The organism is Acinetobacter sp. ESL0695 (genome assembly GCF_029392135.1).
Classification (GTDB): domain Bacteria; phylum Pseudomonadota; class Gammaproteobacteria; order Pseudomonadales; family Moraxellaceae; genus Acinetobacter; species Acinetobacter pollinis.
Genome location: NZ_CP113932.1, coordinates 1,545,393 through 1,567,429, shown reverse-complemented (window position 1 = coordinate 1,567,429; position 22,037 = coordinate 1,545,393). Strand labels below are relative to the sequence as shown.

30 protein-coding genes are annotated in these 22,037 nt (G+C 34.7%); 19 read left to right on the top strand and 11 right to left on the bottom strand.

The window, feature by feature from the left end; all coding sequences use genetic code 11:
- Positions 1-126: 126 nt before the first annotated feature.
- A complete protein-coding gene (locus OZX61_RS07540) occupies positions 127-1,965 on the bottom strand; it encodes a phosphoenolpyruvate carboxykinase (GTP) (RefSeq protein ID WP_277094429.1) in 1,839 nt (612 codons plus the stop codon).
- A 333-nt stretch (positions 1,966-2,298) separates the two neighbouring features.
- Here OZX61_RS07540 and OZX61_RS07535 point away from each other — a divergent pair, with 333 nt between their 5' ends.
- The 3 genes from OZX61_RS07535 to groL all read left to right on the top strand — a co-directional run bounded on the left by OZX61_RS07535 (position 2,299) and on the right by groL (position 5,218).
- Positions 2,299-3,060, top strand: coding sequence for a metallophosphoesterase (locus OZX61_RS07535; RefSeq protein WP_277094428.1), 762 nt, complete (start codon positions 2,299-2,301; stop codon positions 3,058-3,060).
- A 171-nt stretch (positions 3,061-3,231) separates the two neighbouring features.
- Entirely contained in the window at positions 3,232-3,522 is a 291-nt protein-coding gene (locus OZX61_RS07530) for a co-chaperone GroES (protein WP_195773091.1), read from the top strand.
- 58 nt (positions 3,523-3,580) lie between these two features.
- A complete protein-coding gene (gene groL, locus OZX61_RS07525; protein ID WP_277094427.1) occupies positions 3,581-5,218 on the top strand; it encodes a chaperonin GroEL in 1,638 nt (545 codons plus the stop codon).
- A 139-nt stretch (positions 5,219-5,357) separates the two neighbouring features.
- Here the strand turns inward: groL and OZX61_RS07520 are convergent, their stop codons facing one another.
- From OZX61_RS07520 to OZX61_RS07475, 10 genes are all read right to left on the bottom strand, one after another.
- The gene (locus OZX61_RS07520; protein WP_196337625.1) at positions 5,358-5,567 is read right to left on the bottom strand and encodes a hypothetical protein; all 210 of its coding nucleotides are present in this window, start codon (positions 5,565-5,567) and stop codon (positions 5,358-5,360) included.
- Positions 5,568-5,784: 217 nt separating this feature from the next.
- Entirely contained in the window at positions 5,785-7,341 is a 1,557-nt protein-coding gene (locus OZX61_RS07515) for a DNA cytosine methyltransferase (RefSeq protein WP_277094426.1), read from the bottom strand.
- A 377-nt stretch (positions 7,342-7,718) separates the two neighbouring features.
- Entirely contained in the window at positions 7,719-8,585 is an 867-nt protein-coding gene (locus OZX61_RS07510; protein WP_277094425.1) for an ATP-binding protein, read from the bottom strand.
- A gap of 2 nt (positions 8,586-8,587) precedes the next feature.
- The gene (locus tag OZX61_RS07505; protein ID WP_277094424.1) at positions 8,588-8,926 is read right to left on the bottom strand and encodes a hypothetical protein; all 339 of its coding nucleotides are present in this window, start codon (positions 8,924-8,926) and stop codon (positions 8,588-8,590) included.
- Positions 8,923-9,132, bottom strand: coding sequence for a hypothetical protein (locus OZX61_RS07500; RefSeq protein WP_277094423.1), 210 nt, complete (start codon positions 9,130-9,132; stop codon positions 8,923-8,925). The genes OZX61_RS07505 and OZX61_RS07500 overlap by 4 nt, the downstream gene beginning before the upstream one ends.
- Entirely contained in the window at positions 9,132-9,293 is a 162-nt protein-coding gene (locus tag OZX61_RS07495; protein WP_196337947.1) for a hypothetical protein, read from the bottom strand. Before OZX61_RS07495 ends, OZX61_RS07500 begins: the two co-directional genes overlap by 1 nt.
- A gap of 252 nt (positions 9,294-9,545) precedes the next feature.
- Positions 9,546-10,412, bottom strand: coding sequence for a hypothetical protein (locus tag OZX61_RS07490; RefSeq protein WP_277094422.1), 867 nt, complete (start codon positions 10,410-10,412; stop codon positions 9,546-9,548).
- A gap of 114 nt (positions 10,413-10,526) precedes the next feature.
- On the bottom strand, positions 10,527-11,393 hold the full coding sequence (locus tag OZX61_RS07485; protein ID WP_277094421.1) for a hypothetical protein: 867 nt from the start codon (positions 11,391-11,393) through the stop codon (positions 10,527-10,529).
- Positions 11,394-12,290: a hypothetical protein gene (locus OZX61_RS07480; protein ID WP_277094420.1), complete on the bottom strand. Its 897-nt coding sequence runs from the start codon at positions 12,288-12,290 to the stop codon at positions 11,394-11,396. It lies immediately after the preceding gene.
- A gap of 67 nt (positions 12,291-12,357) precedes the next feature.
- Entirely contained in the window at positions 12,358-13,062 is a 705-nt protein-coding gene (locus OZX61_RS07475; RefSeq protein WP_277094419.1) for a S24 family peptidase, read from the bottom strand.
- 114 nt (positions 13,063-13,176) lie between these two features.
- Between OZX61_RS07475 and OZX61_RS07470 the strand changes: the two genes are divergently transcribed.
- The 16 genes from OZX61_RS07470 to OZX61_RS07395 all read left to right on the top strand — a co-directional run bounded on the left by OZX61_RS07470 (position 13,177) and on the right by OZX61_RS07395 (position 22,034).
- On the top strand, positions 13,177-13,425 hold the full coding sequence (locus OZX61_RS07470; RefSeq protein WP_196337979.1) for a YdaS family helix-turn-helix protein: 249 nt from the start codon (positions 13,177-13,179) through the stop codon (positions 13,423-13,425).
- A gap of 23 nt (positions 13,426-13,448) precedes the next feature.
- The gene (locus OZX61_RS07465; RefSeq protein WP_196337978.1) at positions 13,449-13,736 is read left to right on the top strand and encodes a hypothetical protein; all 288 of its coding nucleotides are present in this window, start codon (positions 13,449-13,451) and stop codon (positions 13,734-13,736) included.
- A gap of 127 nt (positions 13,737-13,863) precedes the next feature.
- The gene (locus OZX61_RS07460; protein WP_277094418.1) at positions 13,864-14,790 is read left to right on the top strand and encodes a helix-turn-helix domain-containing protein; all 927 of its coding nucleotides are present in this window, start codon (positions 13,864-13,866) and stop codon (positions 14,788-14,790) included.
- Between the two features lie 2 nt (positions 14,791-14,792).
- Complete coding sequence (locus tag OZX61_RS07455; RefSeq protein WP_277094417.1) at positions 14,793-15,035, top strand: hypothetical protein; 243 nt, start codon at positions 14,793-14,795, stop codon at positions 15,033-15,035.
- Positions 15,036-15,039: 4 nt separating this feature from the next.
- On the top strand, positions 15,040-15,558 hold the full coding sequence (locus tag OZX61_RS07450; RefSeq protein WP_277094416.1) for a RusA family crossover junction endodeoxyribonuclease: 519 nt from the start codon (positions 15,040-15,042) through the stop codon (positions 15,556-15,558).
- Positions 15,551-16,030: a hypothetical protein gene (locus OZX61_RS07445; RefSeq protein ID WP_277094415.1), complete on the top strand. Its 480-nt coding sequence runs from the start codon at positions 15,551-15,553 to the stop codon at positions 16,028-16,030. The genes OZX61_RS07450 and OZX61_RS07445 overlap by 8 nt, the downstream gene beginning before the upstream one ends.
- A 48-nt stretch (positions 16,031-16,078) precedes the next feature.
- Positions 16,079-17,275 (top strand): hypothetical protein, encoded by a 1,197-nt coding sequence (locus OZX61_RS07440; protein WP_277094414.1) that lies wholly within the window; start codon positions 16,079-16,081, stop codon positions 17,273-17,275.
- Between the two features lie 76 nt (positions 17,276-17,351).
- Positions 17,352-18,431: a hypothetical protein gene (locus tag OZX61_RS07435; RefSeq protein WP_277094413.1), complete on the top strand. Its 1,080-nt coding sequence runs from the start codon at positions 17,352-17,354 to the stop codon at positions 18,429-18,431.
- Between the two features lie 63 nt (positions 18,432-18,494).
- Positions 18,495-19,061, top strand: a complete 567-nt coding sequence (locus tag OZX61_RS07430; protein ID WP_277094412.1) for a hypothetical protein — start codon at positions 18,495-18,497, stop codon at positions 19,059-19,061.
- A 168-nt stretch (positions 19,062-19,229) separates the two neighbouring features.
- Positions 19,230-19,667 carry a hypothetical protein gene (locus OZX61_RS07425; protein WP_023271842.1) on the top strand — a complete coding sequence of 146 codons (438 nt, stop codon included), beginning with the start codon at positions 19,230-19,232 and terminating at the stop codon, positions 19,665-19,667.
- 175 nt (positions 19,668-19,842) lie between these two features.
- Positions 19,843-20,514: a hypothetical protein gene (locus OZX61_RS07420; protein ID WP_277094411.1), complete on the top strand. Its 672-nt coding sequence runs from the start codon at positions 19,843-19,845 to the stop codon at positions 20,512-20,514.
- A 96-nt stretch (positions 20,515-20,610) separates the two neighbouring features.
- Positions 20,611-20,784 (top strand): hypothetical protein, encoded by a 174-nt coding sequence (locus OZX61_RS07415; protein ID WP_277094410.1) that lies wholly within the window; start codon positions 20,611-20,613, stop codon positions 20,782-20,784.
- Complete coding sequence (locus OZX61_RS07410; RefSeq protein WP_277094409.1) at positions 20,774-21,049, top strand: hypothetical protein; 276 nt, start codon at positions 20,774-20,776, stop codon at positions 21,047-21,049. The genes OZX61_RS07415 and OZX61_RS07410 overlap by 11 nt, the downstream gene beginning before the upstream one ends.
- Positions 21,049-21,210, top strand: coding sequence for a hypothetical protein (locus tag OZX61_RS07405; protein WP_195772394.1), 162 nt, complete (start codon positions 21,049-21,051; stop codon positions 21,208-21,210). Before OZX61_RS07410 ends, OZX61_RS07405 begins: the two co-directional genes overlap by 1 nt.
- 28 nt (positions 21,211-21,238) lie before the next feature.
- Positions 21,239-21,730, top strand: a complete 492-nt coding sequence (locus tag OZX61_RS07400; RefSeq protein WP_277094408.1) for a hypothetical protein — start codon at positions 21,239-21,241, stop codon at positions 21,728-21,730.
- Positions 21,731-21,782: 52 nt separating this feature from the next.
- The gene (locus OZX61_RS07395; protein ID WP_277094407.1) at positions 21,783-22,034 is read left to right on the top strand and encodes a hypothetical protein; all 252 of its coding nucleotides are present in this window, start codon (positions 21,783-21,785) and stop codon (positions 22,032-22,034) included.
- Positions 22,035-22,037: the final 3 nt, after the last annotated feature.

The window sequence follows — 22,037 nt, the reverse complement described above, 5'->3', positions numbered from 1 at the left end:
GTTTTCCATATCTATTGTTGTAGGACGTGAAAGCATATTAAGCTTAAATATTTAAATTTTCTATAGAGATATTATAAAAATGGCCACGATAATGTGGCCATAATTTACTGCTATATGTTTAAAATATTAAGCATATATATTTTCTTTTAATTTTTCTAACAAAGTTTGCTGTCTTTCGATTAAAGCTTGTGGAAGTTTATGACCTAGCTTCTCAAAAAGCGCATGATGGCTTTCAACCTCTTGAATCCAAAGCGCTTGATCAAGATCGGTCACTTGTTCAAATTGTTCTTCAGAAAAGTTGCTTCCAGTCCAATTTAGATCTTCGTATTCTGGAACTAGTCCAATTGGTGTTTCAGTTGCATTCGCTTGACCTTCACAACGTTGAATAATCCATTCGAGTACACGCATGTTTTGACCAAAACCAGGCCAGATGAAATTGCCTTGATCATCACGACGGAACCAGTTTACATTAAATATTTTTGGAACTTTTGTCCCATGAATTTTCGTTTGTTTTTCTAGTTGATCGCCGATTTGTAACCAGTGGTCAAAGTAATCTGCCATGTTGTATCCTGTAAATGGCAACATAGCAAATGGGTCACGACGTACAATACCTTGTTGTCCAACGGCTGCTGCAGTTGTTTCAGAACCCATAGTAGCTGCTTTATATACACCATCAACCCAGTCAAATGCCTCTGAAACTAAAGGAATGGTATCAGCTCTACGGCCACCAAAAATAAAGGCAGAAATTGGTACACCCGCTGGATTTTCCCAGTCGGCATCAATGGATGGACATTGCGATGCAGAAACTGTAAAACGAGCATTTGGATGTGCAGCTTTTTCACCGTCTTGATGTGGTTGACCTTTCCAATTTGTTAGATTGTTAGGTACTTCTTTGGTAAGACCTTCCCACCATACTTCACCTGTATCAGATACAGCAACATTGGTATAAATCACATCCTTATGCAAGGTTGCCATACAGTTTGGATTGGTTTTTGTATTTGTACCTGGTGCAACGCCAAAGAAACCCGCTTCAGGATTAATCGCGTAGAGTTGACCATCTTCACTTGGTTTAATCCAAGCAATATCATCCCCAACGGTTTCTATTTTCCAGCCATTATATTCTTTTGGTGGAATAAGCATCGCAAAGTTCGTTTTACCACAAGCAGATGGAAAAGCTGCTGCAATATAATGCTTTTTACCTTGAGGGTTGGTGATGCCTAGTATAAGCATGTGTTCTGCAAGCCAACCTTGTTCACGCCCCATAACGGATGCAATACGTAATGCAAGACATTTTTTGCCAAGTAATGCATTTCCACCATAGCCAGAACCAAAAGACCAGATTTCTCGTGTTTCAGGGTAGTGGACAATGTACTTTTCTTTATTGCACGGCCATGCAACATCTTTTTGATTTTGAGTAAGTGGCATTCCTACACTATGTACACAAGGAATGAACGCGCCATCTGTACCTAAAACATCATATACTGCTTTACCCATACGAGCCATTTTGCGCATGCTAACAACTACATAAGGTGAATCTGTAATTTCAATTCCAATATGCGCAATATGACTACCTAAAGGTCCCATGGAAAAGGGAACAATGTACATGGTGCGTCCTGCCATGCAACCTTCGAATAAATTAGAGAGCTTGTTGCGCATAACAGTTGGGTCTTCCCAATTGTTTGTAGCACCCGCATCTTCTTTATTTTTACTACAAATAAATGTGCGATCTTCAACCCGTGCGACATCTGATGGATCTGAGTTTGCAAGATATGAACCAGGATGCTTTTCTTCATTTAGGCTCTGCATTGTGCCATTAGAAATCATCTGTTGAATAAGGCGGTTGTATTCAGCTTCACTACCATCACACCATTCTATATGTGCAGGTTGAGTTAGCTTTGCAATTTGTTCCACCCAAGCAATCAGTTTAGGATGGTGAACAAACTTGGGTGTATTCAATTGCATCATGGTTTTACCCTAAATAAGTATAAATCTGTGGTATATAAAATCTATAAATATTAGAGCACACTCAACGTTGAAAATTAATATGTAAAACTTTAGTATAAGTTCAAGTCTATCTAAATCAGTAAAATAAATAAGAAATAGAAACAAACACTTATTTTATTTTAACAACTTACATTTCTTTTATTTATGAGCTAAAATAATTCATTTATTATTTAAATATTTATAAAAAACAATAACTTTTTTAATTATTTTTAATCTCTAGATTTTATTGTTTAAGATTCATTTTAGCTTACATGCTTAATATATTGTATAAAAATTGAGTAGTAAGAGCGTCTTATGCTAGTTCATTTATCTGATTTGCATTTTGGTGCAGAAAAGCAAGAGTGTTTGTTGGCAATCAAACAATTTTGTGAAAAACATCCGGTCGAAATTATTGCAGTAAGTGGTGACCTCACACAAAGAGCAAGAAGAAATCAATTTTTAAATTGTAAAACATTTTTGGATGGATTAAATATTCCTTATTTGGTTGTGCCTGGCAACCACGATATTCCTCTTTATCATATATGGAATCGTATTTTTAAGCCGTTTAGTGGTTATTGTTCATTTTTTGGAAAAACTGAAAATATTTTAGAAACTGCAAACTTTTATTTGATCGGTATAAATAGTATTCGTCCTCGCTATCATACGAAGGGATTTATTTCTTTGGCGCAATTAAATGATGTTTCAGAGAAATTAAAGTATGCTCCTGAAAATAAGTTAAAACTTATTGTAGTGCATCAGCCATTTTATGTCGCACAAGACAAAGGGCATGGCTATAAAGATTGTCCCAAATATGCCCAAACTGCGTTGGAGCAATGGTGCAAATACGATTTATTTGGTTTGTTGCACGGACATTTACACTTAACAGGCATTTATGATTTAACAAAAATTTATCGATTGGATGCTTGTTCTATTTTTGATATTCACTCAGGCACATCCACCTCGTGGAGATTACGTCAGCAAGAACCAAATGGTTTTAATGTTATTTTTAAAAATGGCTGTATTGAACACTATGTATTTGATGAAGAAAATAGCGAATTTATTCTAAGAAAAACATAAAGTGATTAAAAAAAATCCAAAAGATATTTTTTTTTATTTTTTGCCCTTGAAGCTTTTATTTAAACCCCCAAAAAAATGTCATCGGAACAATGTGTTAATAGTGGTATAAATCATACTGAAAAGGCTGCTATTAATTTTTGAAACAAGACTTAGTCTGATGGAGTTTTACATATGAGCAACATTCGCCCATTACATGATCGTGTCGTTATTCGCCGTGTTGAAGAAGAAACAAAAACAGCAGGCGGTATCTTACTACCTGGTTCAGCAGCAGAAAAACCATCTGAAGGAGAGGTCATTGCTGTAGGTAATGGTCAAATTACTGAAAATGGTGTGCGTGCTTTAGATGTGAAAGTTGGCGATAAAGTGCTTTTTGGTACTTATGCAGGTACAACTGTTAAAGTTGATGGTGAAGAGTTATTAATTATGAAAGAGTCTGACATTTTAGCTGTTTTAGAAAGCTAATAAGACAACACTCTCATTTGTATCAGATCAAGTAAATCAAAGATTTTGGAGTAATATCATGTCAGCTAAAGACGTAAAATTTGGTGATTCAGCGCGCTCAAAAATGATTGCAGGCGTAAATGTACTTGCAGATGCGGTAAAAGTAACTTTAGGGCCTAAAGGTCGTAATGTTGTGATTGATCGTTCTTTTGGTGCACCACACATCACTAAAGATGGTGTGACAGTTGCAAAAGAAATTACATTAAAAGATAAGTTTGAAAACATGGGTGCACAACTTGTGCGCGAAGTATCTTCAAAAACAAATGATGTAGCTGGTGACGGTACAACAACAGCGACTGTGCTTGCTCAAGCGATTGTAAATGAAGGTGTTAAGTCTGTGACTGCAGGCATGAACCCAATGGATCTAAAACGCGGTATTGATATTGCGGTTAAAGTTGCTGTTGAAAATATCCGTAAGAATTCAACGCCTGCGAATGACTTTAAAGCAATTGAACAAGTGGGCTCTATTTCTGCAAACTCTGACCATACTGTGGGTAAATTAATTGCTCAAGCAATGGAAAAAGTAGGCAAAGAGGGTGTAATTACTGTTGAAGAAGGTTCAGGCTTTGAAGATGCACTTGACGTTGTTGAAGGTATGCAGTTCGATCGTGGTTACCTTAGCCCGTACTTCTCTAATAAGCAAGAAACCTTAACGGCTGAACTAGAAAATCCATTTATTCTTCTAGTTGATAAAAAAATTAGCAATATCCGTGAGTTGATTACAACTTTAGAGGCAGTAGCTAAAACAGGTAAGCCTTTATTAATTATTGCCGAAGATGTTGAAGGTGAAGCATTAGCAACACTTGTTGTAAATAATATGCGCGGTATTATTAAAGTATGTGCAGTAAAAGCACCTGGCTTTGGTGATCGTCGTAAAGCAATGCTTCAAGATATTGCAATTTTAACGGGTGCAAATGTTATTTCTGAAGAAGTGGGTATGTCTTTAGAAAAAGCTTCTTTAGAAGATTTAGGTACTGCACATAAAGTAACTGTATCTAAAGAGAATACTGTAATTGTTGATGGTGCTGGTAATGCAGCAATGATCGATGAGCGTGTTCAACAAATTCGTGCACAAATTGAAGAATCAACTTCTGAATATGACCGTGAAAAGTTACAAGAGCGTGTTGCTAAGTTAGCTGGTGGTGTTGCTGTAATTAAAATTGGTGCAGCGACAGAAGTTGAGATGAAAGAGAAAAAAGACCGTGTAGACGATGCCTTGCATGCAACACGTGCTGCAGTTGAAGAAGGTGTTGTTGCGGGTGGTGGTGTTGCACTTGTACGCGCAGTAAACTCACTAGATGGTTTAACTGGCGCAAATGACGATCAAACAGCGGGTATTAATATCTTACGCCGTGCAATTGAAGCCCCTTTACGTCAAATCGTTGCAAATGCGGGTGATGAACCATCAGTTGTAATTAATGCAATTAAGCAAGGCGAAGGTAACTATGGTTACAACGCTGCAACTGGTGAATATGGCGATATGATCGAGATGGGTATTTTAGATCCTGCGAAAGTAACGCGTTCTGCGCTTGAGCATGCTGCATCTGTTGCAGGTTTAATGCTAACTACTGAAGCAATGATTACAGAAATTCCTGAAGAAAAACCTGCTGCTGCACCTGATATGGGTGGAATGGGCGGAATGGGTGGAATGATGTAAGCCACTTGTTGTTGATTTAAATTATTGATAATATTTAATTATTTTTAAATATAAAGCAAAGTTACTCACTTTGTTACTCACAAATTAATAGATCAACAAAAAAAGACCACATAACGTGGTCTTTTTTTATCTTTCTTCATTAACTTGCGATTTCCACTTCTGTTAGTGTGATACATGTAAGTACATAACTATTAAGCCAGTAATTCTTACGACCATCTTTTAATGGCTGAGCGATTCGTTTATCTCTTACTCTAGTATATAGCTCATTTTCACTAATATTCATTCGCATGGCAAATTCAGCAGTAGATACACGTCGTTCTGTATTTGACAAATCAATCATAAATCCCATTTCATACCTCACGCATACCGATAACTAACGTTATTACATTTCTTCACCCAAGGCTTGAAGCGTTGCTTATAACAGTCTTTGCAATTCGCTTCTAAGCTATAGGTGCCATCTTTTTTAATATAACCAGTGCCGTAGAAAAACTCTTTCGTGGCAGGGAAGTACTCGCCACAGTGAATACATTGTTTTTCTGTGCCGAGTTCGGTTTGGATGTATTTACTCATGCCACACCTCTATATTCTTTTTCATGGCTAAAGTTGGCCTCAACTAAGGCTTGCGATAGTTGAGGGCATACCGAATTACCAACCATTCTTGTTTGCTCTGTTTTAGTTAATTTGATTTCATTGCCATGTTCATCTAGCCCTTTCTCAAATACATATGATTTTGGGAAGCCTTGAGCTTTGAAAAGTTCAACCGGTTGAAGCATACGAAAACCAATATCTACAATTTGATATTCAATTTCATTTACTTTAACTAGCCCAAATCGATCACGTGTGGGAATAGTTCTTAAAGGTTCATTTACGGAATTTCCATCTTTTTCATTACCGTAAAATGCGGTTAAGAATGCACGAACTTCAGCAAACTGATTGACAGTCGTCATCGTATGTAATGGCTCGTTTAAGCTCTGCCCAGTGCAGTTATTCTTCATTTTTGATAAATGACTAATAGCAAGTGAGTTGTGGTCTTTAGCTGTAATCGTGTGTACTGGGTCTTTAATAGAACTACCAACTACACCAGTGTAGTTTTTAGCTAAGAAAGCTGAGACCAATCCATGATGATTACCTGTTGTTATAGTATGTAAAGGGTTGGCTAACGTATTACCAGGATGTCCTGAAGTATTAACAACTAAGCTAGGAGCAATCAGAGCATGATGGCCGCCTTTTGTTTGAGCACATATTGTTCGCAACGGTTTATTAATCGGCATACAACGTTTATTCGATGCATTGGCACATTCAGTGAGAACAGGTGCAATATTATTCACAACAAATGGTTCAGGATTGTCGAAAACAAACTTTTTTAATCCACCTGCAATACGCTCTAATGTTGCATTAGCTAATGGGCGTGCACGTGTAAAAATACTTGGGCATTCAATAGACCAATCTATGCATTCAGCTGCAGTACGCCATGGTTTTAATTTTCCTTTTTTTACTGCAAAGCTATGTGGGTTGCCATGTGTTGGTTCGGGCCATTTGATTGGCAGTCCATCGCGTCTTGCGATTAAGAAAAAGCGTTTACGAATGGTTGGTGATCCATAATCACAAGCACGTAATTCACGGTAATCAACTTTATACCCTTGAGCTTTTAATGCATTTACAAAACTATTAAAGGTTTTTCCCTTGCTATTCGGGCACGGTTTACCATCTTTACCCAATAACCCCCAAGTCTTAAACTCTTCCACATTTTCAAGCATGATAACTCGAGGGCGTGTTTTTGATGCCCAACGCAGTGCAACCCAAGCTAGACCACGTATTTTCTTTTCAACAGGTTTTCCACCTTTTGCTTTAGAGAAATGTTTGCAATCTGGTGAGAGCCAAACAAGACCGACAGGTTGATTTCTTGTTACTTCAATAGGGTCAATATCCCAGACCGACTCACAGTAATGCTTTGTACCAGGGTGATTAATTCTGTGCATAGCCAAAGCTTTAGGGTCGTGATTGATAGCAACATCGACTGGACGACCAAAAGCACTCTCAATACCTGTACTTGTTCCACCACCACCTGCAAAGTTGTCGATAATGAGTTCATCAGGTAGAAACTGAGTCATCATCTTATTCATGGTCTTTCTCCACTGCTTCGATCATGCCAACACTCCTATTTAATTCTTGAAGATCTGTTTCCCGTTTTCAGTTAAGAACCATCGATACTCAATAGTTCCAATTTTTCGGACAATGTTTAATTTTTCTAATACTATTAAATGTCTTTGAGCACTTCTTTTAGACATGCCAGTTTTTTCTGATACTAATTTAGAAGTACAAACAGGGTTGTTTTTCACAATTTGTATCGTTTCTAGGCAAATACTAAAATATGCCTCGACCCTTTGCTTGTGCCTCATAATTAACTTCCAAAAACAATGTATGTATAGCAAGTGACACATCGACCTTCTGTGTCACATTCCATAAGCTCTTTACAGTGAAAGCAGTATTCAAATTTCATCTAAGCGTTGCCATGAGTTTGAGTTAATGACTGCTTCTTATTGCTACATGCACTTACAATTTCCGCTTCGTAATCGGTGTTTTTGAATTGTGAGTAGATAATTCCAAGTTCAGCCACATCTGATGTTGTTTCTATGCGTTGAATTGCTTCATCGAATGCAGCTTGCATCGCTTCTTCTTGGCTACGACCATCATTAAGCCAAGCAAGAATACGTTCACCTGTTTTAGCTGTAATAACTTCACCATTTGTGCTAAATAGCTTGGTACGATCTTTTGTAGCTAGAGCAGAGTGACCATCATGAACAACATCCAATGCGACTGTTAACTCATACTCAAAACCATCACGTTGCTCAGCTTTCATACCCAGCTTAAGAATCTTTTTACCTTCACCTTGTACCGTCTCAGTTTTGGCACGTGTAGTTGTAATGATGTGCATATCCGTTTGAAGTAGCGCATCAATAAACTTACGATGGCGTGGCGTAGTTTCAGACCATGCACTCCAAGAGTTTCCACGGAAACGTGTTCTAGCTATTTCGTCATTGATTTCTAAACAACCACCTGTACCAGTCCATTCGTGTGTTACAGAGTCAATAATAAGAACGTCATAACCCATGTTGTGTGCGGTTTGGATCGCACCGACATATCGCTCAGGTGTGTAGGGTGGGCGTAGTGGCAACGTATCAAAAACAAACTCATTGGCGTACAAAGAAGCCGATTCATTTTCTGTATCAATAACTGCAATTTTCTGACCTAAACCACTTGCTAAAGTAAGTGCAGAGTAGGTTTTACCACTACCTGATGGGCCATTCAGGTTAAGCTTTAATTTCGCTTTTTTACGCTCAGCCTTAGTAAATACAAAGTGTTCCATGATTAATCTCCTTTATATTTTCTTGTTGAGTAGATTTCAGGTTGTTGAATAGGAGTAGGAGCAAGGACAATGCGCTCAGGCTTAGGTGGGCCATAGATCACAGGCTCTTCTTGACCAATCAGGGTCATACAATCCTCTTTGTAGTGATGGTTCTTTTCCCAATAACCACCAGACTCAAGCCAAAAGTAGGTTTGACCATTTTCAACTTTTAGAAACACAGTCTTGTCACCAAGAGTTCTATAGTGAGTTGCTTCGTCTTTGCTACCTGGATACATGCCAAACTTAGACATGAAATCCCAATATGATTCAGTACTTGAAAATCTTTTAGCTAATGCGTTCATGCGTACACCTCACCAAATAGTTCAGCTTCTTCTTGTTGACGCACTTGGTTTTTAATGTGCATCGATTCTTGGGTGAGCTTGGTATGCTCAGCATTGGTTAAGTGACCAAGCATGTAGAGTGTTTCGACAACGGCTTGTTTTTCTTGCCACGTATCGTTTTTGAATACGTTAAGAACGTGTTGTGCTTGAGAGTCTTGAACATTCATTAGAAATTCACTCCCAAAAACACAGCGATAGAAACCAAAATAGAGAAGGCCGTTAGAGTTTTAGCATCCTCAATCAGACGCTTTTTAAATAACTTCTTGTTTTGATTGCGGATTAGCTTTTTAACTAATCCTTGTTGATTTGCTAGATTGTTCTGTTGCATAATTACCTCGTTCCGATGAAAAGCCCACGATTGTTTAGCGACTGATGTGGGCTTTTTGTTGTCTGGATGAGATATAATTTAGTATTTACTAAATACTATGTCAATAGTGTTTACTAAATTTATTTACTTTTGTTATTTAGTATTTGGTAATATACCCCAAAAGAAAGCCCCATCTTGGTGAGAGATAGGGCTTTGCGCTGATAGAGTAATTTTAATTTTTAACTATAAGGTTAATTGCTTAGATCATATAGGCTATTTCTCAGATAAACCGTATCTCATAAATCCAGTACCCTTCAAACTTGAAAAGATCAGTTGCTCATAAATATTAGTATGCCTTAGTTGTAAAGTCCTCATACGATATTGTACAAGAAATAACTTGTCTGTTTTTCTAAACTTCTTCTTTAAGTGTTTTTCCAAATGTTCATAATATACCGGTGCAAGTATTTGAGTATCCTTGGGAATATTTTTTAACTTTTCTATACGTCTATAAAACACCAACTTGGTAATTAAATCTGTGTATGGTTTTGAGATATAGCCATCAACAGTTTTTACTAGTAATTGATCTGGCAGGAATATAAATAAGTTTTTATTGGATTTAATTGTATAAAAGTCCAAATTGCATCTCAATGAAGTGGTAGATTTTATTCTTCTTATTTTTAATTTTTTGTATGTCAAACAGTATCTAGCAATACTAGTGTATTTGGGGGTTGGATCTAGTAAATTTGAAGTTACAAACCACTTTTTCTTTGACTTAGTTATATTCTTTATACCATTAAGTTGATCTAAATAGTTTTCTGCGCTCTGCTCATCTAGGAAGCTATAGATAAGACTTATTTTTTTTCTTAATGTAGTGAAGAAATATATACCTATATTGAAAAATATAAATAAGATCAGAGATGATAAGACTTGAGGAGAGTTTACATCATAAATTAAAATAAGAACCATTAATATAATTACAGAGATAGCAGAAGAGTAGATCCAATAGTTGGGGATTTTATCTTTTTTATTTAACTGTTTTGCTAAGCACTCAAAATTAGTATGCTCAACCTTATTACTAGACTGTGGTGTGATCCTTTGATAAATCACATTTTGTGGTCTTACTTTTACAATGTATTCCATTTGAATGAACTAAATATTTAGACCCATTAATTCTATATAATTTCTCTAACTATAATCATTATACTACTAAAGAAAGCCCCACATAGTGCAGGGCTGAATAGAAGTTGATAAGTTTTAGGCTACTTCTTTATTCCACCTAAGAATTTCATGAGCTAATCCTTCAAATGATGTTGATGTATAAAGCTCAATACCTTGAGGTTTTAAAGTACTATCGATTTTATCTACAACTTCATCAATTCGATCAATTCTAGATTGTTTTAACGATAATAAATTATCCTGATTTGGTTTTAACAAAAATAAAGCAGGGTCTCGTTTAAGTTCAGATGATGCTGTTCGTAAATCATTTATAGCTTGTAGATAATCAGCCTTAATTCTTGAAGGATCAGCAAATACAACACTAGCCCAATTTCCAATAGTTTTTCTGTGAGTGGGGCGTAAAGGGATATGGATATTTTGTTTATTAATTTCTACTAATCTTGAAGGCGGTATTAGAGTATCAAAAATATCTCCAGTTGAATCTAGCCTTTTCAATTCATCGATAAGATTGTTGCTTAGTTGCTGTAGATTTAATGAATGAAAGCCTGCATTATTACGCTTTTGAGGTGTTTTAGCTCGACCTAAAGGTACAGCGATATCAAATAAATGTTCTATTAATTTACTTCCGCTTTTACCACGAATAACCCCATGTTTTTCAAAACATAATTGTTTTGATAACTCTAGGCATCCATCATAAGCCCACATTTCTGCAAGTTTTGTAACTCTTTGAGCATGGTACTTCATATCTTCATCAAAAAGGCATTTGAATCGATCAAAATTGTCGCCATCAATTGTTCTTACAAAAATTTCTTGTTCTGTTTTTAAGACTACACCCAGATTAAAACATTCCCTTGATGTAAGATCAGGAGTCCATTTTATTGTCATCCATTCACCACAAATATTAGGAGTAGAAGAGTTATTAGCAAGTCTTTCTAGTATTGACATTTAAGCCACCAGTCCTATTCTGTTAGCAAATATGATGCTTGATTGATGACTGCGATAATGTAGGAATTCATGAAGAGTGTCTATATATTTCTGATGTTCATTAATCGGTATATTAGATACCTCTAGCAAATTTCCCCACCAAGTTATTAAGAGTTCTTGAGTAGTAATAAAGCAATTCTTATGGTGATTCTTTGACTCAACAGCTTTGTGTTTTAAATTAAATTTAGAAAAATCTTTTGATGATGTAGCTTGTCCATCTAATATATTTAGCAAGTGATTGTTAAAAATTTGCTTTTTATCTAAGGAAGGTAAGTTTTTAATCCAATCTATCCGCCCTAAGATTTCGCCATGATCGATGATTCCCATTTCACCATCACCTACCATAACGAGGTTACCAATATTCCTATCATTATTTGCAATAAAGTCATCAAATGCGATTAGTTCTGGTAGATTCTTTTGATCGCAAATCAAATTAAATGCATGGGCAATTTTTTGTTGGGTTCCAATAGGATCCTGTTCGTATAATTCTTCAATATTATTAAGTTGAAAAACACCTTTAATACTAGAGCCACATTCTGTTGTAATCCAAGCCCAAACAGTTTCAGTATTATTTATATCTATTGCTGGTAGGTAGTCTGAGTAATATATTTTATTTAACGGTATTAAGGCAGCACTATCAGGCTGTTTTAATCCAAGTGTTTTTGCAAGTAAAAAACCAGTTAATTCATTACAAATTTTCATTATTCTATTTATAGATGGATATACCTTTACATAGCATTTTCGTATTGTTCCATCGTCCCATTCAATGCTAGCTTTTCTGGTCACCCCCATCTGACCCTCAGTTACCATCTCATGTGAAGTCAAGTAAGACGATTCTGGTAGCACAATTATACCCATAATATTTTCCTTTTTCTGCTATAGCTTCCGAGTAATCCAATCACGATATTGTATTTAAAGATTATTATTAATTTCGTCTATCACGTTTTGGTCTTGAACCACCTAGTGGTCTAAAGGCATCAATTACTAAACCAACCAACTCAGTACCTTCTTCAAATTCAATAATATTCGGCTGAAAATTAGGGTTAAGTGCTTGTAAGTATTTACGCCCATCAGTTTCTATAACTAATTTTTTAAATGTTGCATCAGTATTGTGGCGTACAACGATTAGATCACCTGATATAAGCTCCGAAGTGCATAGGCTGGGGTTTATAAGAATGTAATCGCCTTCCATGTATGTTGGGAAATTACTAATGCCAACAACTTTTAAATAAAAGCACTCTTCAGGATCATCCATGCTTAAAGGTGGCAACCAGTCACTAATTTCTGATCTATTTACTGTTTCAACAGAAGTCATCGTACCTGCTTGTACCCAAGAGAGTACTGGCAATAATTTTGATGTTACTGGAACTATGTTGTTATCTAATTTTTCTATTTCAGTTGATGGAGTGTTTTCTTTGTCCAAGAAACCTACTTCCAATCCAATTTTCTTTTCTAAATTTCTAGCAGCTCTTTCACCAAAACTTCCATGACCTTTAACAAGTTGAGAGATATGACTAGGGTTTAAATCAAAGTGCTCACAGAAGGCTGCATCCGATTTAGATTTCCCTGAATTGATAGCAGTATCTATAACTGCGCGCAAATTTCTGCGTCTTAAAGCGATGATATCCATGATTAGTATTTCATATAGTTTTTAGTAAAAAGTAAATTCGTATTTGCTAAATTAATCTTGACTTCTTTGTTTGTTAAATTTAGTATTTACTAAATAATGTAATGGAGAAACAACATGCATTTTACGAACATAGAAAACCTCAAAAATTATCTTGCAAACATGACACCTAACGATCGAAAAGTATTTGCTGAAAAGTGTGGAACAACTGTTGGCAACTTAAACCAAGTTATTTATGTAAATAAAAAATGTGGTGCAGGTTTAGCAATTGAAATTGAAAAAGCAAGTAAGGGAAAAATCTCATGTAGTGAGCTTTGCCCAGGTGTTGATTTTGGATATTTGCGAAGCCAACCGCTAATTGCTTAAACAAAACTAGATTGGAATGACATATGAGAAGTCGAAGCAACTTAACTGAAGAAGTAGTTAAGAGTAAAAAGAAGTCAGTTTGTATGCCTACACATCTACCTGAAGAAGTTGCAGAGCATATTGCAAGAGAAGCGTATGAGCGCCACTGGTCAAATAGCCAGTATTTACGTTGGTTAGCCATAGAAGATATGGAACGTTGTGAAGATGATAAGAATCTTATGGCGGAAGTATCGGGAATACCTAGAGAACGCTTTGAATTATTTGAACAAAGTAAACAATCCGTACGGAAAGAACGCAATAAAAAAGCCTGATGGACTAGATCAGGCTTTTCAATTCAACTTCACGGTAAGAGAAATTAAATATGCAAGGTAATTTAGCACAAGAATCGCTGAGTATTCAAGATACAGCAGAAACACATAAGTTTAAGGCGGTGCAAGCATGAGTTTAGATACAACTATTTGGGCTTGGAAAGCCGAAGTAACTAGTTCTACACAGCGTTTAATTTTGCTTTCACTAGCAGATCGTGCAGGTGAGAACCATAAGTGTTATCCAAGTATTGTACGTATGGTTAAAGATACGAAAATGAATCGTAAAACCATCATTAAAGTATTAGATGATTTAGAACAACAAGGCTTTATTAAGTTCACAGGTCAAATTGTAGGTAATGGCGTAAAAGTTTATCAATTGCTGGATGTATCGGGTAGAGAAGATGGTTTAACTAGTACCAAAAAGGGGACTAGTGGTAAAAACGGTACTTGTTCCAATTTAGGTACAGGTTCCAATATTGGTACTAGTACCGAAAACGGGACAGGAACCAGTACCAAAAACGGTACCGAGACCAGTACCAAAATTGGGACACAGAACCTCCCAAGGAATCTCTCAATAGAATCTAAAAATAAAAAAGACTGGTTCTCTTGGAAAAAATTAGAATTTGAACTTTCGTATTTGCAAGATCCAAACATGATCGATGAGATCAAAAAATCATCTTGGTTCGAAAGAGAAAAAACGGCGTTTGAAAATTTCAATGCTGAAACGAATCTGAGTGACGATATGATGATTTATCACTTCGCTGACAAACTTGTTCAAGCGGTAGCGAAATATCGAGCACTGAGCAACCCAGCAGAGAATCGAAAATCATCTTCTGAAAAACCAAGCACGGCGAAACTTTCTGAGAAACAGATTTCCATGTTTGCTCAAAAGATTTCTAGATTACCTGAATACGCTGGTAAACATGGCCAAGTTGGTGAGAGCTATGAAGACTTCGCAAATCGTATTTCTGACAAACTTCACGATGACCAAGGATTTAAAAGTTTAATGCCGTACCTCAAGCAAGTGGGTTACAAGCAAAGTGGTAGAGGGGCGTAATCATGGGTATTTATCAAACGAGTATTTCACAAGCATTGACTGCTCAAAAACAAGAAACTGCAAAACAAGCCATCGAATCACTTTTTGGTCACTGGTCTTTAGATCAAATTGCAGAGCAGATTCAAACGCCGTATAAATTACTTGTAGATCTAGTGGTTGGTATGCCTGTCCCTGAAAACGTTGTTTGTGAAGTTTTAGAAAAGCTGGGTGTGGTGGTATTTACAAAAACGGAAATTTCATGGTGAAAACATGAGTAATTCACTAAGATGGAGTGAACAACAGCTTGAAGCTCATTTAAATAGACGCGAGAATAAACTTATAACATCCATAGTTAAACAAAATGTAGAAAATGGCATCAGTGTAGCTAATCAGTTCAAACAAGGGGCTACACGCCAAACGAGTATTCAAAGAGGAAGTATAATTTTAAATTGTGAAATTGGTCTTATTCCACCATCTGTTAATCACTATTGGCTAGCAAGTGGAAAACGAAGATATTTAAGTGAAAGAGCACGTAAGTTCCATGAGGTTGTACGTCAAATTGTACCCAGTCATCAATCGACATCACGCTTAAAGTTAAATGTAACTTTTCATTTTCCAAATAAGCGGTGTAGAGATATAGATAATTATTTGAAAGCAACGATAGATAGTCTAGTGAAATGTGGGCTATGCAAAGATGATGAACAGTTTGATGAGTTGTTAGTAAAGCGTGGGAATGTGATTAAAGGTGGTTTGATTCGTCTTGTTGTCAGTGAGATTTGCAATGGATGAATGTAATTTAATAGTAGATGATCTCGCTTGTTTAGATACTCCTTGCACACGTTTTGTAGAAGCACGTCAAAAAGCAAAGCGATTCTTAAAAATGAAGCGTAATTATAAATGTCCTGACTTCGCACGTATGATTTTGGATCTACGAAATCTAGGTTGGTCACATGAAAAGATCGCCGTTGTGCTTGATGTAAGCAGTTCATCAACTGTGAGTGCATGGGCTACTGGTACACGCCCTTTCTACGAGCATGGAGATATGTTTATTGAGTTATGGAAAGACCAGACACGTTTAGATCGCTTCCCTAGAGAGGGTGAAAGAGAGTACCAATATGATATTGGCCAACTGGGCTTAGGCATACCAGGACATCAGATCTATTTTGCAACGGCGAATAAAGCTATTGTGGAAAATAAACCTGAATCATTAAATGAATTACTTGATGATTTTGCGGAACAAATTGGGTTAGATCTTAATTAGGAGCTGTTTATTTGTAGTATGATAGCGGAAAAATATTTGGATAGAATAATGGTAAAAGATAATACAAATTATGATAAAGAAATGTTAACTAGTTTGTTCTTAAAAGTAACAGAATCAGGTGACACGTTAATAGAGCATTGCAGAGAAGTAAATCTAGAATATATATCAGAAACAAAAAATGATATAATAAATGGGGTTGTTGTTCATATTACACATTTAAATTTCTATCTTGAATATATCAAAGAACATTACAGCGTAGATCAGGATAGGTTAAAAACTCAAATTGATGGTAAAAATTTTTTAGATAAGCTTGAGCATGTAAAATATGAACTCTCCGAAGCAAACTTAACTATTAATAATAAGTTAAAAAATAATAATATGTTAACAGTTGATGATTCGATTAATGCTAATAATATTGTATTTGAAGTTGTACAAAAATTTAATAATAGTAAATTGCTTCAAGATCTAGTCATGCACTTTATTTTTATTGAAAAAGGAATAAGTGGAAAGAATATTGAAAAAGAGCTAGCAGATATTGATACCCAAAAAAGTAATTTAGCTTCTTCACAACAAAGTTTAGATGATGAATATAATAATCTTGATGAAAAGAAGCAAAATCTTGCTAAGGAATTGGAAAGTTATTCTAAGAAAGAGAAGATTCTATCTGAAAAATTAGATCAAGTTGAATCAGAGAAGAAAGAATTATCAGAACTAAAAAATGAAAAAATAAATAAATATGCAGAAAGAGCCTATTCAGCAGCAGCTAATACTTACTTAAAACAAGCTAAGCATATGACATGGGCATTCTATGTATTTGCTGTAATTGGTTTAGCCACGGGTATAACTTTAAGTATCCTTTATCCAATCGATGCTGAGCATATTGCTAACCCTATCATACAAAAAATTATTGTTGCCTCGGTATTTATTTTATTAATAACATTTTTTTTAAGGCGTGCTTCACATTATAGCAGTCTTGGTTTTAAGGCTAAGCAAACATCACTGGAGTTAGAGGCTTTACCATTTTTTATGAGAAATGTAGATAGTGAGAAACATCATGAAATTTATACCAATCTCGCTGAGAAGTATTTTGGTAAAGAGTTGGATCAAACACAAAATCATAAAATAGCTGATATTGTTCAAGATCAAATGAAAATGAATATTGAGGTTATAGCGTCAGCTGCTCAAGCAATTAAAACTGTAAGTGAAGCTAAAAAATCTAATTCTGAACCTGAATCTAAACCTTAAGCTAATGCTTTAATAGCTAATTTTTGATGACTAGTAAAAGTTATAATATGATTGGATAAAATTTATTGGGGGTGGTGTGGTGGAAGATGAGGATTTAAGAAGTAAAAAGACTTTATTAGATATGCGGCTGAAAGAAATAAAGGGTATTCTTGTTGAAATACACAGTCATTTTTTAACTTTACCAATTCCTTTTGCTAAAATGGCTGAAGATATTGATAGATATCAAATTAAATTCGATCAAGTTATATCCACAATGATACATATCTATGATACGAAAGGTACGTTTTGTTCTTCTTATCGCAACAAGAATGAATCTATTTTAGATATGCTACAATCCTATATTAAAATTTTAAAAGAAATAATAAAATCAATATATATGATTGATACACAAATAAAAGATCTGGATGATGAGGATCAGGATGAGATTGATTTACTTTATAATCAACTGAGGATGATTGTATTACATGAAATAGATAATATGTTTTCAGAAGTTAAAAGACAATCTGAATATATTTCAGACTATAGAATTAAATTTTTTAATAGTTTGGCTGAAGCACGTTTAAAGGATATTGAACATAGAAAATATTTCCAAGAGCAAGAAATAGAGAAGTTAGGTATTGCTAAAAGATATTATGAAAGCAAGAGAACAGAAGAAGCTTATAATACATCATATAAATATCATAGAAATCGAGCAAGGTTTTTTGAGTCAGGTTTTTTACTTGTAATTTTTACTGGTTTTTTCATATATGAAACAATTAATACAGTATTTCCATATAATTCATTAGAAATAGTTAAATCACTTCTACCAAGGTTATTTTTTCTGTCTGCATTTATTTTATTAATTACCTTCTTTTTAAGACGAGCATCTCACTACAGAAAAATAGCACAGCAAGCCCATCAAACATCATTGGAGTTAGAAGCTTTACCTCTGTTTATGAAAGGCCTTAGAGAAGAAGACAGGTATGATATATATAAAGATTTAGCAACAAAGTATTTTGGTCAGAAAGTTGATCAAACTCAGAACGATAAGTTAGCCGACATAGTCCAAGACCAGGCCAAAATGAGCATTGATATTGCAAAAGCTACCACTGAAATGGTAAAAAGCTTAAAAGATGTAAAATCTGATCAAGACTCTAAAAAAGATGATTCAAAATAATACCCAACAAACCTAATCAATCTACATTTTAAATTAGCCCTTATACACCATGAGGGCTTTTTTATGTCTGCAGAAAAGTATCCAGTAAGCTATGGAACATCAGAGGGTAGAACCATTAAACAAAATATTATGCAAGCAACTCAGTGGAGTAAATACACTTTTGAAGAATGGTGTCGTCAACTTGGTGCATGGATTAACGGTGACAGTGAACGAATGATTAAAATTGTTAAATTTATGCCGACAAAGCGCATTACGCAAAAGCAAAGGGAAAAACTACTTGCGATGTATATGGGCGATAAAAGTTTAATTGATATGATCTTTGATCATAAAAAAGGTACTTGTTGCAATATGGATTGTAATGAGGCTAGAGCAATACATCGTATATTCATAGATATTAGTGTAATTGATGATGAAATTTTAAATGATTGGATATCCTCCGTCTGGTCACATCATGTATTAGGTAACTCGTTTCGCCGTATAGCAGAGGCTAGTGATACAAGTGTTAATCAGATCCGTCAGGATGTGAAATGCGGTCTTGCTTATATTAAGAGTAGATATCCTAGTTTTAGTTTTGAAACTTTCCAAAAAAAACACTTGAGTGTGCGCACGGGTTATGGCATATTTGTGTAAAAGTAGACAAGCTATATTTAGATGTTTACTGATCTTTATTAAAGCTCGCCGTATGGTGGGCTTTTTTATTTTTCAAAAATTAACGTCTCTTTAAAAAAATTATTATTAATAATGCAATGATATTCATTTAAGCTTAAACCTTAATTTTAAAAAAATTGGTTTAGTTTAATGATCATTTTAAAAGAAGGTTACGAGGCTTTTGATAAATTTCTTAAAACTACACTATCGCAGGTAGTTTTAAGTGGTACATGTTTATTATTTTTATATAAAGCAACGACTATGGGGTTTACTGTACAGGCCAGTACCGTATTTATAAGCGCAATATTATCTATTTTTATAGCAATATTTTGGATTATAGGAAATATTCAAAACTTCTGGAATAGTTTTTTCAATGTATGCTTATCTGAAAGAGTTGACTGTGTTAGTTATAACTCGAATGGAGAAAAATTCTTTGATATTAAGGACATTAGAAAGATTTGGAAGGTAAGCAAACGATTAGTATTAGAAATTATATTTGTTATAATAACTATTTATTTTATGCTTGTCATATTGTTTTTTCAGATATTTATTTATATTAATCAAATGAGTATAGCTCTGCATATTTAGATGAAAATAAAATTAGGGATAGGTATATCAGAAGATACGGGTAATAGTGCTATCAGTTTTTGTAGAGCGGTTTTTTAATTAATGTATAATTGAAATAATGCATTTTTATCAATAAAAATAGATGAAAAAGATAACTGATTGGATTCAATTAAAATGTTCGTTAGGTATAGTGATTATGGGTTATATAGCCTACATAGTAATCATTATGGTCTTGTTGATAAATAATTTCAGCGGTTTTATTTCACCATTAACAACCCCCATGACATTAATTTTTGGTATATATGTTTGGAAATGGCAAGAAGGCCAAAAGAATCAGACTGCTGAAAAAAGTGAAAAAATAAAAAAGTGCAAAGAAAGGGCTGAAAAGGTATTTCATACTTATATTAAATATGAGCGTTCAATCCAAAAAATACATAGACTATATGAAAGCATTGGTAAGAAAGGTAATCATCAAGAAAGCATAGAGTTTACAAGTCAAGTAATGGATAAACTTGGCAAAGAAATCTTAAATTATAATTCCTTATATGATGATATCTATTATGAAATATTATTAAGTTATTTTTTAATAGAAAAAGATGGTACGCAAAATGTTTACGAAAAATCAGCATCTATGACAAACATTTTTAAGGACTATAAATATTATGTACAAAAGCTTAGCTCCTTGCTTAATATTCGTAATGAAGATCCCCTAAAAAAACACATGGCTTTAATATTAGAGAAAGTTAAATTGCAAGACCAGATAAAAAATTTGGATTTTGGTTATGAAGAAGATAAAAGCAAAGTCATTTACACCGAACCTAGACAAGAAATTAAAAAATTTTGTGAAAAAATAGAAAGCTCTTTTTAAAAATAATTTGAACTTAAAAACCACATTTCCAGTTTTGCTAATGTGGTTTTTTATTGTCACTAACAATCTGTCTCACTCAATAGTAAAGGAGTGCTTATGAACATCATAGAAGCACGTAAGCACTTAAAAAAATACCAAGTAGAACTCAACAAATACCAAAGCTTATCTCGTGAATTAATGAGCTATGACGATTTAATTCATACAGACAAGAAGATTACTTATTTCAAGAAGTGTATAGCGAACATTAGAGAACAGCTTGATGCGAAGTAACCAACGTTTAAACGCGGTTAGATCATTGCCTTGTGTGAAGTGTGGTAGTCCTTACTCTCAAGCAGCACATAGTAATTTTACTGAACATGGGAAAGGTCGAGGTATTAAGGCCAGTGATGAATTTACGATACCGCTTTGCCATAAGTGCCATTATGAATTCGATACGTACTCAAGCATGAAACGTGATGAGTCGAAGTTGTGGTTTGAACAGATGTTAGCTAAGACGAATCGAATGCTTAGTCTAGATGAGAGTGAGGTGTTCTGATGTTAGAGGTATTAGGTGTTTTATTTTTACTTGCTATAGCGTTCTTTGTGGGTTTTACATATTGCTATGCAGATTTTAGAGAGTCTGCTGAAAATGGAAAGACTATCCTATTTCGTGGCGTACCTTATAAGATTGTGAAGCAACAATTAGAAGACAAGTAACCGGGTAACTAAACGTGGAGAAATGACGATGGATCTAAAACAAACATTCGTCATTAAGTCACATGCCGACCAGTTACGAGTTCAAGACTGCTTAAGCAGAAACAGAGAGGAAGCTTTAGAAAATAAGACACCTCTCATTGTTAAAATATCAACTAAGCAAGAAGATCGAAGCACAGCACAAAATAGATTGTACTGGAAATGGCTTAATGAATGGTCCAAGCATATTGGATCGGATAAAGACTCAGAGCATTTCTATTTTAAAAAGAAGTTTCTCATAGGGATATATAACCGAGATGATGCTGAATTTGCTGAGATGTGTCAGGCGATTAAGCGGCTTAAAAATAATGAGCAGGAAGAGTATGAAGCAATAGCTCAGCATGTCATTCGTATGACCAGTACAACAAAAGCAAGTGTTGCTCAGATGAGCGAGTATTTAAATAACATTCATGATTTTTGTATGGTGAAGGGGAAGTATTTGGAAACGCCTGATGATTTGCGGTGGGTGGTTGAAAATTTATGATTCAACATCATTAACAGCAATATGTTCAAAATAGATAAGGAGTACTTTAATAATGCAACAATATAAAATCACAATTGTAGAAATTGATAAAGATTCATTAAACGAAAAACAACCGAAAGTTGAAAAATATGCTTTTTGTGAACCTTCTCAAGAAGAATGGGTAGAAATTAAAAGTTATCAGGAAGGCAATATACCATTAGCAAATTTTACTTCTTACATAATTCTTGATGGAGAAAAATTATATAGAAACTCTAACAAATATTATGAGAGTAGTAATGGGGAAATATATACGGTTGTTAATTAGATT